Raw genomic sequence first — 17071 nt, forward strand, 5'->3', positions numbered from 1 at the left:
ATGAAAAATGTTATAAACTAGAATTATTTCTACAAAATAAGCTAAAAAAAACTATTAACTTTACGCTATAAAATATTAAAAAAAATGAAAGCCCCCAATCTTCGAATACAAATAATTTTTTTATACCTATTTTTAAGCTATCTCTTCGCGGATGTAGCATCTGCACAAGTTGCAGATGCAGGTAAAGCTACAACAGGTAGTGGACTTTATAAAGATCGTATCTTTTGGTTAAATTGGGATCTTAATAAAGACGGCGCTGGAGGTGATTTAATTACTAACGGATCCTCAAGAACTTTCACTTCTCCCGCGGGTGTCCTTTATCAAGCCACAATATCAAACGTTACAGGCACTCCCAAATCCAGTAATTCTTATGATTATTCTGGAAACAACTTTCCTAGTGGTTATGGAAATATTGGAGGAAATACTGGAGCTGGTAACATTGTGGGTATAAACAACGGGTGCAATGCTTGTACTTCTACTTTCAGAATTACCATAACAGCCAATTATCCAAATGGCATATCGGGTAATGTGGCCGCCTTTGTCATAGGAGGAACAGAAACACTAGCTAGTACTAGCGAATTCTATCAAATTACAGTCCCATCAGGAACCGTAAGATACTTAGATAAGTATATAAAAAATGATAATTGGACTAACTCATCCATCCGACTAGACGTATCAAATGCAGGACGAACCATTAAAGTTACCAATCCTGGAACTGGAGATAGTAGAGGTGATGCCTTATTAATTGCTGAAGATGTTCCCTATATAGACGCTCAAGTAAAAGGAGGTGGCGGACAACATTTTGGTATTGGTTTTATAGAGGATCTAGATTACTCTGATGCTCCTAACTCATACGGAAAAGCTACTCATATAGTAAACAATTCTATCCAAGGAGGAACTTTTACCTCACCTAGTCTAAATACCTTAAGCACAACAACCAACGTATCAGACACACAAAAAGGTTCTTTTGTAAGCCCAAACTTGATTCTTGGTACTAATATAGATGTTGAAAGCAACTATAATCCCGTAACTAATGGCACGACACCTAATACAGATGACATTACTGGAATTGATGATGAAGATGGCATACAAGATATTAACTGGTCTACGTGTACAGGAACCGTATTTGTAAAAAACACCACTGCCAGTTTAGCTTATTTAAATTTATGGATAGATGCTAATTCAAATGGTATTTTTGACAACAATGAAAACACGAATGTTACAATTCCTTCGGGCACAAATGGAAACATAAATGTCCCTTTAAATCCAATTAGTGGCCTCACTTCTGGCAACAGTTATTATGCTAGATTAAGATTATCCACTACTCAAAATCTTCCTCCTTCTGGTTTTGCTGCTGATGGAGAAGCTGAAGATCACTGGGTAAATATTACAAAAACAACATTAACTACTAATCCTCTTACTTCCTGCGTTGGTTCTCCTATAATCTTCACTTCTATTTCAGGGATGCTTAATTATAACTGGACGGGACCAAATGGTTTTACATCGAATCAACAAAACCCAATAATAGCAAATAGTAATACTAGCCATAATGGTGTCTACACACTGGTTGTTACAACACCTGGAGGCTGTACTATATCAGATTCAACAAATGTAATAGTCAACCCATTACCAACAGCTCCTATTATATCAAGTATAACACAACCTAGCTGCAATGTTTCTACAGGAAGTGTTAGTTTTAATAATTTACCTTCATCGGGCACATGGACTGTTACAGCTTCACCTAGTGGCACTAGCATAACAGGTTCTGGAACTAATGCAATTTTTAATGGACTAACAGGAAATAACACCTATACTTTTACTGTCACTAATTCTAATGGATGTACTTCTGCTGTAAGTGCACAGGTTCTTATCAATGCGCAACCTGCAACGCCTAATGCGCCATTAGCGGGGGCTGTTACCCATCCTACTTGTGCTACTGCTACGGGTAGTTTTCAAATTATGGGGTATAATTCCAATAGTGTTTATAATTTCAATCCTGCGGTTTTAAATATCTCGGCAACGGGAGTAGTTACTGCTAATGCGGGTACTTATACTTTTACGGAAACCAATGCGGCGGGATGTACTTCTGCTGTAAGTGCACAGGTTCTTATCAATGCGCAACCTGCAACGCCTAATGCGCCATTAGCGGGGGCTGTTACCCATCCTACTTGTGCTACTGCTACGGGTAGTTTTCAAATTATGGGGTATAATTCCAATAGTGTTTATAATTTCAATCCTGCGGTTTTAAATATCTCGGCAACGGGAGTAGTTACTGCTAATGCGGGTACTTATACTTTTACGGAAACCAATGCGGCGGGATGTACTTCTGCTGTAAGTGCACAGGTTCTTATCAATGCGCAACCTGCAACGCCTAATGCGCCATTAGCGGGGGCTGTTACCCATCCTACTTGTGCTACTGCTACGGGTAGTTTTCAAATTATGGGGTATAATTCCAATAGTGTTTATAATTTCAATCCTGCGGTTTTAAATATCTCAGCAACGGGAGTAGTTACTGCTAATGCGGGTACTTATACTTTTACGGAAACCAATGCGGCGGGATGTACTTCTGCTGTAAGTGCACAGGTTCTTATCAATGCGCAACCTGCAACGCCTAATGCGCCATTAGCGGGGGCTGTTACCCAACCTACTTGTGCTACTGCTACGGGTAGTTTTCAAATTATGGGGTATAATTCCAATAGTGTTTATAATTTCAATCCTGCGGTTTTAAATATCTCGGCAACGGGAGTAGTTACTGCTAATGCGGGTACTTATACTTTTACGGAAACCAATGCGGCGGGATGTACTTCTGCTGTAAGTGCACAGGTTCTTATCAATGCGCAACCTGCAACGCCTAATGCGCCATTAGCGGGGGCTGTTACCCATCCTACTTGTGCTACTGCTACGGGTAGTTTTCAAATTATGGGGTATAATTCCAATAGTGTTTATAATTTCAATCCTGCGATTTTAAATATCTCGGCAACGGGAGTAGTTACTGCTAATGCGGGTACTTATACTTTTACGGAAACCAATGCGGCGGGATGTACTTCTGCTGTAAGTGCACAGGTTCTTATCAATGCGCAACCTGCAACGCCTAATGCGCCATTAGCGGGGGCTGTTACCCATCCTACTTGTGCTACTGCTACGGGTAGTTTTCAAATTATGGGGTATAATTCCAATAGTGTTTATAATTTCAATCCTGCGATTTTAAATATCTCGGCAACGGGAGTAGTTACTGCTAATGCGGGTACTTATACTTTTACGGAAACCAATGCGGCGGGATGTACTTCTGCTGTAAGTGCACAGGTTCTTATCAATGCGCAACCTGCAACGCCTAATGCGCCATTAGCGGGGGCTGTTACCCATCCTACTTGTGCTACTGCTACGGGTAGTTTTCAAATTATAGGGTATAATTCCAATAGTGTTTATAATTTCAATCCTGCGGTTTTAAATATCTCAGCAACGGGAGTAGTTACTGCTAATGCGGGTACTTATACTTTTACGGAAACCAATGCGGCGGGATGTACTTCTGCTGTAAGTGCACAGGTTCTTATCAATGCGCAACCTGCAACGCCTAATGCGCCATTAGCGGGGGCTGTTACCCATCCTACTTGTGCTACTGCTACGGGTAGTTTTCAAATTATGGGGTATAATTCCAATAGTGTTTATAATTTCAATCCTGCGGTTTTAAATATCTCGGCAACGGGAGTAGTTACTGCTAATGCGGGTACTTATACTTTTACAGAAACCAATGCGGCGGGATGTACTTCTGCTGTAAGTGCACAGGTTCTTATCAATGCGCAACCTGCAACGCCTAATGCGCCATTAGCGGGGGCTGTTACCCATCCTACTTGTGCTACTGCTACGGGTAGTTTTCAAATTATAGGGTATAATTCCAATAGTGTTTATAATTTCAATCCTGCGGTTTTAAATATCTCGGCAACGGGAGTAGTTACTGCTAATGCGGGTACTTATACTTTTACGGAAACCAATGCGGCGGGATGTACTTCTGCTGTAAGTGCACAGGTTCTTATCAATGCGCAACCTGCAACGCCTAATGCGCCATTAGCGGGGGCTGTTACCCATCCTACTTGTGCTACTGCTACGGGTAGTTTTCAAATTATAGGGTATAATTCCAATAGTGTTTATAATTTCAATCCTGCGGTTTTAAATATCTCAGCAACGGGAGTAGTTACTGCTAATGCGGGTACTTATACTTTTACGGAAACCAATGCGGCGGGATGTACTTCTGCTGTAAGTGCACAGGTTCTTATCAATGCGCAACCTGCAACGCCTACACCCCCTACAGCTACAACATTACAACCTACTTGTACACTATCAACAGGTACCATTACCTTTACTACACAAACGGATGTAGAATACAGTATTAATAACGGAACAAGTTATCAAGCCAGCAACGTATTTAGCGGATTAAATCCTGCTACCTATACCTTACGAGTACGAAGTACTACTGATAACACCTGTACTGCACAAGCTGCTACAACTATTACTATTAATACACAACCAGTAACACCATCAGCCCCTATAACAGGAGCTATTACACAACCAAACTGTATCACTTCAACAGGAAGTGTTATTTTAAATGGTTTACCAACATCAGATCCATGGACTATTATAACATCGCCAAGTGGTCTCACTTTAAATGGCTTTGGAACTAGTGTAAATTTTACAGGACTAAATCCAGGTAATACTTATACCTTCACAGTTACTAATTCTAATGGTTGTACTTCACCTCCATCATCTGCTATAACAGTATATAATCAAATATGTGCAGTAAATGAAACAACAGCGCCTATAAACGGTCTATCGGGAGGAACAACAGCGCCACTAACGGCCAATGATACACTTAATGGAGCATTGGTAACAGTAGGAACAGCCCCTGGTAATGTTCAAATTACAGCAAGTACAGTTCCTGTAGGTTCTGGGCTAATCGTAAATCCAAACGGAACAGTATCCGTACCAGCTAATACCCCTGCCGGAACATACACCGTTAACTACACCATTTGTGAAGTGAACAACCCTAAAAACTGCAGCAATGTTAATTCAATTGTAGTAGTAGATACTCCTCAAATTATAACCGTAACAGAAACAACAGCGCCTATAAACGGTCTATCGGGAGGAACAACAGCGCCACTAACGGCCAATGATACACTTAATGGAGCATTGGTAACAGTAGGAACAGCCCCTGGTAATGTTCAAATTACAGCAAGTACAGTTCCTGTAGGTTCTGGGCTAATCGTAAATCCAAACGGAACAGTATCCGTACCAGCTAATACCCCTGCCGGAACATACACCGTTAACTACACCATTTGTGAAGTGAACAACCCTAAAAACTGCAGCAATGTTAATTCAATTGTAGTAGTAGATACTCCTCAAATTATAGCCGTAACAGAAACAACAACGCCTATAAACGGTCTATCGGGAGGAACAACAGCGCCACTAACGGCCAATGATACACTTAATGGAGCATTGGTAACAGTAGGAACAGCCCCTGGTAATGTTCAAATTACAGCAAGTACAGTTCCTGTAGGTTCTGGGCTAATCGTAAATCCAAACGGAACAGTATCCGTACCAGCTAATACCCCTGCCGGAACATACACCGTTAACTACACCATTTGTGAAGTGAACAACCCTAAAAACTGCAGCAATGTTAATTCAATTGTAGTAGTAGATACTCCTCAAATTATAACCGTAACAGAAACAACAGCGCCTATAAACGGTCTATCGGGAGGAACAACAGCGCCACTAACTGCCAATGATACACTTAATGGAGCATTGGTAACAGTAGGAACAGCCCCTGGTAATGTTCAAATTACAGCAAGTACAGTTCCTGTAGGTTCTGGGCTAATCGTAAATCCAAACGGAACAGTATCCGTACCAGCTAATACCCCTGCCGGAACATACACCGTTAACTACACCATTTGTGAAGTGAACAACCCTAAAAACTGCAGCAATGTTAATTCAATTGTAGTAGTAGATACTCCTCAAATTATAGCCGTAACAGAAACAACAGCGCCTATAAACGGTCTATCGGGAGGAACAACAGCGCCACTAACGGCCAATGATACACTTAATGGAGCATTGGTAACAGTAGGAACAGCCCCTGGTAATGTTCAAATTACAGCAAGTACAGTTCCTGTAGGTTCTGGGCTAATCGTAAATCCAAACGGAACAGTATCCGTACCAGCTAATACCCCTGCCGGAACATACACCGTTAACTACACCATTTGTGAAGTGAACAACCCTAAAAACTGCAGCAATGTTAATTCAATTGTAGTAGTAGATACTCCTCAAATTATAGCCGTAACAGAAACAACAACGCCTATAAACGGTCTATCGGGAGGAACAACAGCGCCACTAACGGCCAATGATACACTTAATGGAGCATTGGTAACAGTAGGAACAGCCCCTGGTAATGTTCAAATTACAGCAAGTACAGTTCCTGTAGGTTCTGGGCTAATCGTAAATCCAAACGGAACAGTATCCGTACCAGCTAATACCCCTGCCGGAACATACACCGTTAACTACACCATTTGTGAAGTGAACAACCCTAAAAACTGCAGCAATGTTAATTCAATTGTAGTAGTAGATACTCCTCAAATTATAACCGTAACAGAAACAACAGCGCCTATAAACGGTCTATCGGGAGGAACAACAGCGCCACTAACTGCCAATGATACACTTAATGGAGCATTGGTAACAGTAGGAACAGCCCCTGGTAATGTTCAAATTACAGCAAGTACAGTTCCTGTAGGTTCTGGGCTAATCGTAAATCCAAACGGAACAGTATCCGTACCAGCTAATACCCCTGCCGGAACATACACCGTTAACTACACCATTTGTGAAGTGAACAACCCTAAAAACTGCAGCAATGTTAATTCAATTGTAGTAGTAGATACTCCTCAAATTATAGCCGTAACAGAAACAACAGCGCCTATAAACGGTCTATCGGGAGGAACAACAGCGCCACTAACGGCCAATGATACACTTAATGGAGCATTGGTAACAGTAGGAACAGCCCCTGGTAATGTTCAAATTACAGCAAGTACAGTTCCTGTAGGTTCTGGGCTAATCGTAAATCCAAACGGAACAGTATCCGTACCAGCTAATACCCCTGCCGGAACATACACCGTTAACTACACCATTTGTGAAGTGAACAACCCTAAAAACTGCAGCAATGTTAATTCAATTGTAGTAGTAGATACTCCTCAAATTATAGCCGTAACAGAAACAACAGCGCCTATAAACGGTCTATCGGGAGGAACAACAGCGCCACTAACTGCCAATGATACACTTAATGGAGCATTGGTAACAGTAGGAACAGCCCCTGGTAATGTTCAAATTACAGCAAGTACAGTTCCTGTAGGTTCTGGGCTAATCGTAAATCCAAACGGAACAGTATCCGTACCAGCTAATACCCCTGCCGGAACATACACCGTTAACTACACCATTTGTGAAGTGAACAACCCTAAAAACTGCAGCAATGTTAATTCAATTGTAGTAGTAGATACTCCTCAAATTATAGCCGTAACAGAAACAACAACGCCTATAAACGGTCTATCGGGAGGAACAACAGCGCCACTAACGGCCAATGATACACTTAATGGAGCATTGGTAACAGTAGGAACAGCCCCTGGTAATGTTCAAATTACAGCAAGTACAGTTCCTGTAGGTTCTGGGCTAATCGTAAATCCAAACGGAACAGTATCCGTACCAGCTAATACCCCTGCCGGAACATACACCGTTAACTACACCATTTGTGAAGTGAACAACCCTAAAAACTGCAGCAATGTTAATTCAATTGTAGTAGTAGATACTCCTCAAATTATAGCCGTAACAGAAACAACAGCGCCTATAAACGGTCTATCGGGAGGAACAACAGCGCCACTAACGGCCAATGATACACTTAATGGAGCATTGGTAACAGTAGGAACAGCCCCTGGTAATGTTCAAATTACAGCAAGTACAGTTCCTGTAGGTTCTGGGCTAATCGTAAATCCAAACGGAACAGTATCCGTACCAGCTAATACCCCTGCCGGAACATACACCGTTAACTACACCATTTGTGAAGTGAACAACCCTAAAAACTGCAGCAATGTTAATTCAATTGTAGTAGTAGATACTCCTCAAATTATAGCCGTAACAGAAACAACAGCGCCTATAAACGGTCTATCGGGAGGAACAACAGCGCCACTAACTGCCAATGATACACTTAATGGAGCATTGGTAACAGTAGGAACAGCCCCTGGTAATGTTCAAATTACAGCAAGTACAGTTCCTGTAGGTTCTGGGCTAATCGTAAATCCAAACGGAACAGTATCCGTACCAGCTAATACCCCTGCCGGAACATACACCGTTAACTACACCATTTGTGAAGTGAACAACCCTAAAAACTGCAGCAATGTTAATTCAATTGTAGTAGTAGATACTCCTCAAATTATAGCCGTAACAGAAACAACAGCGCCTATAAACGGTCTATCGGGAGGAACAACAGCGCCACTAACTGCCAATGATACACTTAATGGAGCATTGGTAACAGTAGGAACAGCCCCTGGTAATGTTCAAATTACAGCAAGTACAGTTCCTGTAGGTTCTGGGCTAATCGTAAATCCAAACGGAACAGTATCCGTACCAGCTAATACCCCTGCCGGAACATACACCGTTAACTACACCATTTGTGAAGTGAACAACCCTAAAAACTGCAGCAATGTTAATTCAATTGTAGTAGTAGATACTCCTCAAATTATAACCGTAACAGAAACAACAGCGCCTATAAACGGTCTATCGGGAGGAACAACAGCGCCACTAACGGCCAATGATACACTTAATGGAGCATTGGTAACAGTAGGAACAGCCCCTGGTAATGTTCAAATTACAGCAAGTACAGTTCCTGTAGGTTCTGGGCTAATCGTAAATCCAAACGGAACAGTATCCGTACCAGCTAATACCCCTGCTGGAACATACACCGTTAACTACACCATTTGTGAAGTGAACAACCCTAAAAACTGCAGCAATGTTAATTCAATTGTAGTAGTAGATACTCCTCAAATTATAGCCGTAACAGAAACAACAGCGCCTATAAACGGTCTATCGGGAGGAACAACAGCGCCACTAACTGCCAATGATACACTTAATGGAGCATTGGTAACAGTAGGAACAGCCCCTGGTAATGTTCAAATTACAGCAAGTACAGTTCCTGTAGGTTCTGGACTAATCGTAAATCCAAACGGAACAGTATCCGTACCAGCTAACACCCCTGCCGGAACATACACCGTTAACTACACCATTTGTGAAGTGAACAACCCTAAAAACTGCAGCAATGTTAATTCAATTGTAGTAGTAGATACTCCTCAAATTATAGCCGTAACAGAAACAACAGCGCCTATAAACGGTCTATCGGGAGGAACAACAGCGCCACTAACTGCCAATGATACACTTAATGGAGCATTGGTAACAGTAGGAACAGCCCCTGGTAATGTTCAAATTACAGCAAGTACAGTTCCTGTAGGTTCTGGACTAATCGTAAATCCAAACGGAACAGTATCCGTACCAGCTAATACCCCTGCTGGAACATACACCGTTAACTACACCATTTGTGAAGTGAACAACCCTAAAAACTGCAGCAATGTTAATTCAATTGTAGTAGTAGATACTCCTCAAATTATAGCCGTAACAGAAACAACAGCGCCTATAAACGGTCTATCGGGAGGAACAACAGCGCCACTAACTGCCAATGATACACTTAATGGAGCATTGGTAACAGTAGGAACAGCCCCTGGTAATGTTCAAATTACAGCAAGTACAGTTCCTGTAGGTTCTGGGCTAATCGTAAATCCAAACGGAACAGTATCCGTACCAGCTAATACCCCTGCCGGAACATACACCGTTAACTACACCATTTGTGAAGTGAACAACCCTAAAAACTGCAGCAATGTTAATTCAATTGTAGTAGTAGATACTCCTCAAATTATAGCCGTAACAGAAACAACAGCGCCTATAAACGGTCTATCGGGAGGAACAACAGCGCCACTAACTGCCAATGATACACTTAATGGAGCATTGGTAACAGTAGGAACAGCCCCTGGTAATGTTCAAATTACAGCAAGTACAGTTCCTGTAGGTTCTGGGCTAATCGTAAATCCAAACGGAACAGTATCCGTACCAGCTAATACCCCTGCCGGAACATACACCGTTAACTACACCATTTGTGAAGTGAACAACCCTAAAAACTGCAGCAATGTTAATTCAATTGTAGTAGTAGATACTCCTCAAATTATAACCGTAACAGAAACAACAGCGCCTATAAACGGTCTATCGGGAGGAACAACAGCGCCACTAACGGCCAATGATACACTTAATGGAGCATTGGTAACAGTAGGAACAGCCCCTGGTAATGTTCAAATTACAGCAAGTACAGTTCCTGTAGGTTCTGGGCTAATCGTAAATCCAAACGGAACAGTATCCGTACCAGCTAATACCCCTGCTGGAACATACACCGTTAACTACACCATTTGTGAAGTGAACAACCCTAAAAACTGCAGCAATGTTAATTCAATTGTAGTAGTAGATACTCCTCAAATTATAGCCGTAACAGAAACAACAGCGCCTATAAACGGTCTATCGGGAGGAACAACAGCGCCACTAACTGCCAATGATACACTTAATGGAGCATTGGTAACAGTAGGAACAGCCCCTGGTAATGTTCAAATTACAGCAAGTACAGTTCCTGTAGGTTCTGGACTAATCGTAAATCCAAACGGAACAGTATCCGTACCAGCTAACACCCCTGCCGGAACATACACCGTTAACTACACCATTTGTGAAGTGAACAACCCTAAAAACTGCAGCAATGTTAATTCAATTGTAGTAGTAGATACTCCTCAAATTATAGCCGTAACAGAAACAACAGCGCCTATAAACGGTCTATCGGGAGGAACAACAGCGCCACTAACTGCCAATGATACACTTAATGGAGCATTGGTAACAGTAGGAACAGCCCCTGGTAATGTTCAAATTACAGCAAGTACAGTTCCTGTAGGTTCTGGACTAATCGTAAATCCAAACGGAACAGTATCCGTACCAGCTAACACCCCTGCCGGAACATACACCGTTAACTACACCATTTGTGAAGTGAACAACCCTAAAAACTGCAGCAATGTTAATTCAATTGTAGTAGTAAGTGAACCTACAGTTAACGCTCAAAACGACACCTTTTCTTCTCAAAAAGGCAGTCAAGGAGAGACATTAGGAAATATATTTACAGATAATGGAAATGGATCCGATTTAGCTGACGGAAATCAAGCAAATTTAAATAACATAACATTAACAACAACTGCTTGGACAGGTCAAAAAAATCCATACATTGATTTAAATGGTAACGTAATAGTACCTTCTGGAACACCTTCTGGAACTTATACTATCCCTTACAAAATTTGTTTGCTAACACCATTTAACACTATTTGCGATACCGCCACTGTAACAGTAACGGTTCATCCATCAAACAATGAGGAAGTTGTAGTGTATAATCACATGACCCCTAATGGAGATGGAGATAACGATGTCTTTTTTATAGATGGTGTAGATAAATTTCCTAATAACTCAGTAGAAGTTTACAACCGATGGGGAGTATTAGTATATGAGGCAAAAGGATATAATAATAATGATCGAGCATTCCGAGGGATATCATCAGGACGAGTTACGATCAAACAATTAGAAGAATTGCCAGAAGGGACATATTATTATATGTTTAAGTATGAGAACACGAGTGGTGTAACCAAAGAGAAAGCAGGTTATTTATATATCAATAGATAGAGAATTAATATACCTCCGCCTTTAGGGCGGAGGATATTTAAAAAATAATATGATATGAAAAACAAAATTATATATTTACTACTTTTAATGAGTGGAGTTGGTTTTGCTCAACAAGAAGCACAGTATACTCAATATATGTATAACACTGCTAATGTAAATCCTGGTTACACAGGTACCCGCGGTTGTTTTAGTGCTTTAGTAATGCACCGCTCCCAATGGGTAGGATTAGAAGGAGCCCCAAAGACAAATACAGTCGCAATGAGTACCCCTTTAGGTCTTAACAATAGGATGGGATTAGGAGTAAGTGTTATAAACGATAAAATAGGTCCATCAGATGAAAATGCTATATCAGTAGACCTTAGTTATAATATTAATACTTCCGAGAATTCTAAATTGTCGTTTGGTATAAAAGGAACAGCCAATTTTTTTAGTGTTGATTTTAATAAGACTAAGATTCATAATGTATCCGACGGTTTGATAAGACAAAATGTAGACAATCGTTTTTTTCCTAATATAGGAGCTGGAGCATTTTGGTATTCAGATAAGACCTATGTAGGACTATCCATCCCTTTTATATTAGAACAAAAATATTATGATAATGACGTGCAATACGTAGCCAGTGAACGTATGCACCCCCATTTAATAGCGGGACACGTATTTCGTTTAAGTAGCGAAGTACAGTTTAAACCCACAACGATGATTAAATATGTTAATGGAGCCCCATTACAAGTTGATTTATCAGGGAATTTTTGGTTTAATGAAAAATTTTCATTGGGAGCCGCCTATCGTTGGAGCGCTGCGTGGAGTGCCATGGCAGGATTTCAGATTAATGACTCATGGTTGATAGGATATGCCTATGATCGAGATGTTACCAGATTAGGAAATTTTAACTCTGGCTCACATGAAGTATTTTTACGTTATGAATTGTTTAAACGTGTAGAAAAAGTGGTAGCCCCACGTTTCTTCTAAAACTATTATTATGAAAAAAATAATTTTATTTACCGTATTAGGATTGTCTTTGCACGGAGGATATGCACAAGAGAAAAAAATCATAAAAGCAGGTAATCACTATAATGGTTTAGCATACGTCGATGCAATTGACACCTACTTAAAAGTAGCTCAAAAAGGATATAAATCCAAAGAGTTATTCCAACGCCTAGGAGATTCGTATTATTACAATGCTAAATTAGTAGATGCTCATAAATGGTATGCTGAATTATTTGCTTTAGGCGAAACAGTAGAACCCGAATACTATTATCGTTATGCACAAACCCTCAAATCGGTAGAAGATTACAAAAAAGCCGATGAATATATGAGTAAGTTTTATGAATTAACATCAAAGGATACAAGAGCCAATATTTATAATAATCAAAAAGATTATAAAAATATTATCGCAAAAAATTCTGGGCGTTTTGAAATAAAACCAGTAAGCATTAACGGCAGTTCTTCCGATTATGGTACCGCATTTTATGGAGACAAAGTACTTTTTGCATCTACTAGAGATACCATCGGCGTTTTCAAAGCAAAAGCTAAATGGACAGGGAAATCATTTACCAACCTGTATGCTGCTGATAAAAATGAAACAGGAGACGATCTTCTTAATACAACTCGTTTTGCTAAAGAAATCAATTCTAAATATCACGAAGATTCTCCCGTTTTTACCAAAGATTTAAAAACGGTATACTTTACCCGTAATAATTTCAATGAAGGAAAAGTAGGAAGAGATGATAAAAAAATCATCAATCTGAAAATCTATCGTGCTAATTTAAATGCAAAAGGAGAATGGATTAATATAGTAGAACTACCATTTAATAGCGATCAATACAGTGTAGCCCATCCGGCTTTATCCCCTGATGAAAAGACTTTATATTTTGCTTCTAATATGCCAGGAACATACGGAGAATCGGATTTGTTCAAGGTAGCTATTTTAGGAGAAAATAGCTACGGAACACCTATTAACCTAGGAAATACAATCAATACAGAAGCCAGAGAAACCTTTCCTTTCATAACTGACAAAGGTGTACTATATTATGCAACCGATGGTCAACAAGGACTAGGAGGATTAGACATCTATGCCGCACAATTAGATGAGAAAGGCATGGTATCCAATTTAGTAAATGTAGGATCTCCAGTAAATGGTCCGATGGATGACTTCGCCTTTATCATAGACGAAAAAGGAAAAGGCTTCTTTTCATCAAACCGTTCAGGAGGCAAAGGATTAGATGACATCTATAGCTTTATAGAAAAATCACCACTCAATCTAGAAATTCAACACGAACTAGCAGGTGTTGTTACAAATTCTGAAACTAGAGAAGTAATTCCTGGAGCCACAGTAACATTATATGATGAGACGTTTAATGAAATAGGAAAAGTTCTTGCTGATGAAAAAGGTTTTTATGATTTCAAAAAAGTTCCTGCGGGTAAAAAATATTACGTAAGAGCAGAAAAAGAAGATTATGAAACCAAAGAAAAACCAGTAGACATTCCAAATAAAACAGGAAAAACAAATCTACCTATTGACACCGCTAAAAAAGTACGTGTAATACAAGAAGGATCCGATTTAGCTAAAATATTTGAAATTAAAATCATTTATTTCGATTTAGATAAATCGTTTATCCGTGCTGATGCAGCTGTAGAATTAGCCAAGATTTTAGAAGTAATGAAGCAATATCCAACCATGAAGGTAGATGTTCGATCACATACCGACTGTCGTCAAACAGTAGCCTATAATGCTAAACTTTCAGATCGTAGAGCAAAAGAAACAGTAGCTTGGTTAGTTAAAAACGGTATTGCTAAAGATCGTTTAACAGGACGTGGTTATGGCGAATCACAATTAGTAAATGATTGTGGTTGCGAACCAACCAATCAATCTTCTTGCACAGAAGAACAACATCAAGCAAACAGAAGAAGTGAATTTATCATTGTAAAAATGTAATAAAAAAAGAGTGCCCTAAAAAATCGAAATCTTGTCATTTCAATCAAAAGGAGGCTAGAACGAAGAGAAGAGCAAACCACACAGACTAATGCGATTTCTCCTCTCGTCTAAGTGACAAATTAGACCGTTACACTTTTATTTTTAGGGCACCCCTTCTTCTTGTTTGATCCATCTGTTCTTTTAAAAAGTTTATATATTATATGGATAAGTTCTGATTAATAATCAAAATACCAATTAAATATATCGGAACGCAAACCTAAAGAAAACCAAGTTGTGTTTTCATTAAAAACTTGAACCGTATTTAGTGTTGGTTTAAACGATCGGTACACAAAATTAGCAAAGAACTTTAAATTGGTATTTGGATTTAATAAATACCCAGCATTTAGATCCGCAATTATTATTTTAGTTTTATTACCTTGTCCTACAACCACTCCATTATCTGCCGAGCGATCTAAATCGTAATCCTTATATATATTAGAACCATAATTTTTTTTATCTGTTACTAAATCAGGATCAAAACCTCGTAAACCAAAATTAAACTTAGCTTCGGCAAATAATCGCCCTTTTGTATAACGAGCAATGGTTACTATTTCGTTTAGATTTGATCCCCAATTATGTCCCATACTTTGATTATTATGTCCATAATTAGTAATTACTTCACTATGAGAATACACATAAGGACGTACAATATTTAGTTCTGCTTGTAAGTATAATTTTTTTACACCAAAGGCATCATAATATTTCCCTCCCAGTTGGTAGGCTATTTTATTGCGCCAACTGTTTTTTCCTCCAAAAATATCGCTCACAGCAAATTCATCAATGAATAATTGTCCATAAGTATTAAAACGATTGGTCCATTTATATTTGGCTGTTAAACCTATTGCTGCATTACCGCTTTTAGAGGAGGAAGTAAATTCTACCGAACGATAAAAAATAATTGGATTGACAAAATTTAAATCAAAACCTCTATTATTTGTATTAGACCAGACAACTGATTCAAAAAATCCAATATTCAACCGTTTAGAAGCATTCCAACTTAAATAATGATTAGCCATGTATTTAGTAGCATAGGTTTTTTCTGCTGTTACTTCTGGGCGCACATCTTTTAACCACATATAAGTATTGGTATACTTAATTTTCCAAAAACTAGTATTTATTTTAACAAATGGATACGGACTAGCGGCATCGCCTTCTAACAAGGAGCGATACCCCTCTCCAATAAAGTTACGACTGTACCCTAATTGAATATTCAGATGATCAGAAGACGTATAAGATATAATAGCATCTGCTGATGGAAAGTCAAACTGATTTCCTTTAAAATCTTTAGCAATTCCTATACCTGGAATTATGGCTGGATTACCACCTGATGGTTTTTGAGAAATAGCCAAACGATTATAATAGTCTGCAAAAAAGCCCTGGCTTTCAAAAATAGAAGAAGTAAAAGTTAAATTTTCACCCAAAGCTCCTTGTATTTGTATTGCTCTTGTGTTGTTATAAGTGTAACCTGCTTTCTCTGGTGATGTTTTGCCTATACGTAAATCCCATATAGGATTTAAGGTAAACCAATAGTCTTTTCCTTGAATAGCTACTAAATTTTCATTAAAAATTTTACGTCCCCACCAGTTCTTTTTATTGATTAAGATACTTTGATTATTTTTTTCAAAATCATAATAACGAGCAACCTCTTTATAACTTAGCGGCTTGGATGCGGTATGACTATTCGTTCCCACTTGATTCATATAGCTATCAAAATTAGCATAGTAACTATGCGAAAATGGGATGTTTAAATTACTTTTAAACTGTGGATTATTAAACTTTTGATATTCTTTTTCTACGCTGTCAAGTTCTGTTGAATTTTCTTTGTTTATACCAGAAATAATCTTTTTTTCTTCTGTTTTTTCAAATGGTTTACCTTTTAAAAAAGGGTAAACCATTGTAAACGTGAACCTAGAATAAGTAGGCATTCCATTATAGGTAGCAGGAGTTATAATAGGCAAAGAATTAAAAACTCTTTTGGTTTCTGCAATTAATTCGGGATATAAAGCATCAACATAAATTATCTTAAAGTGTCCTTCTGCATCTACTTCAAAGAGTGTAATTACTTTTCCCGAAGAATTATTAGATGCCAATTGTAAAGGCATTTTAAAGTTATTGTATATGAAATCTTCTAGTTGAAAATGAAAACATTTTTCTAATTCTGATTCAGAGCTCTGAGTACATTGAGGAAAAACGGGAACCTTTTCATGTTTAGTGTCTTGAGCTACACTAGAAGTCATTACTAACAAAAGAGCAAATAAAAATCTCATT

At 38.9% G+C, this 17071-nt stretch carries 4 protein-coding genes; 3 read left to right on the forward strand and 1 reads right to left on the reverse strand.

Annotation, left to right across the window (positions count from 1 at the left end):
* The first annotated feature begins 84 nt into the window (after positions 1-84).
* The 3 genes from HUE53_RS05755 to HUE53_RS05765 are packed head-to-tail and all read left to right on the forward strand — an operon-like array spanning position 85 to position 14764.
* The gene (locus HUE53_RS05755) at positions 85-11829 is read left to right on the forward strand and encodes a T9SS type B sorting domain-containing protein (protein WP_192188774.1); all 11745 of its coding nucleotides are present in this window, start codon (positions 85-87) and stop codon (positions 11827-11829) included.
* Positions 11830-11883: 54 nt separating this feature from the next.
* Complete coding sequence (locus HUE53_RS05760) at positions 11884-12798, forward strand: PorP/SprF family type IX secretion system membrane protein (protein ID WP_065212963.1); 915 nt, start codon at positions 11884-11886, stop codon at positions 12796-12798.
* Positions 12799-12808: 10 nt separating this feature from the next.
* A complete protein-coding gene (locus HUE53_RS05765) occupies positions 12809-14764 on the forward strand; it encodes an OmpA family protein (RefSeq protein ID WP_014165035.1) in 1956 nt (651 codons plus the stop codon).
* Between the two features lie 215 nt (positions 14765-14979).
* On the opposite strand, the gene HUE53_RS05770 is transcribed toward HUE53_RS05765, so the two are convergent.
* Positions 14980-17070 (reverse strand): hypothetical protein, encoded by a 2091-nt coding sequence (locus tag HUE53_RS05770; RefSeq protein WP_014166151.1) that lies wholly within the window; start codon positions 17068-17070, stop codon positions 14980-14982.
* Between the last annotated feature and the right edge of the window lies 1 nt (position 17071).

Source organism: Flavobacterium columnare (genome assembly GCF_014844295.1).
Lineage (GTDB): Bacteria > Bacteroidota > Bacteroidia > Flavobacteriales > Flavobacteriaceae > Flavobacterium > Flavobacterium columnare.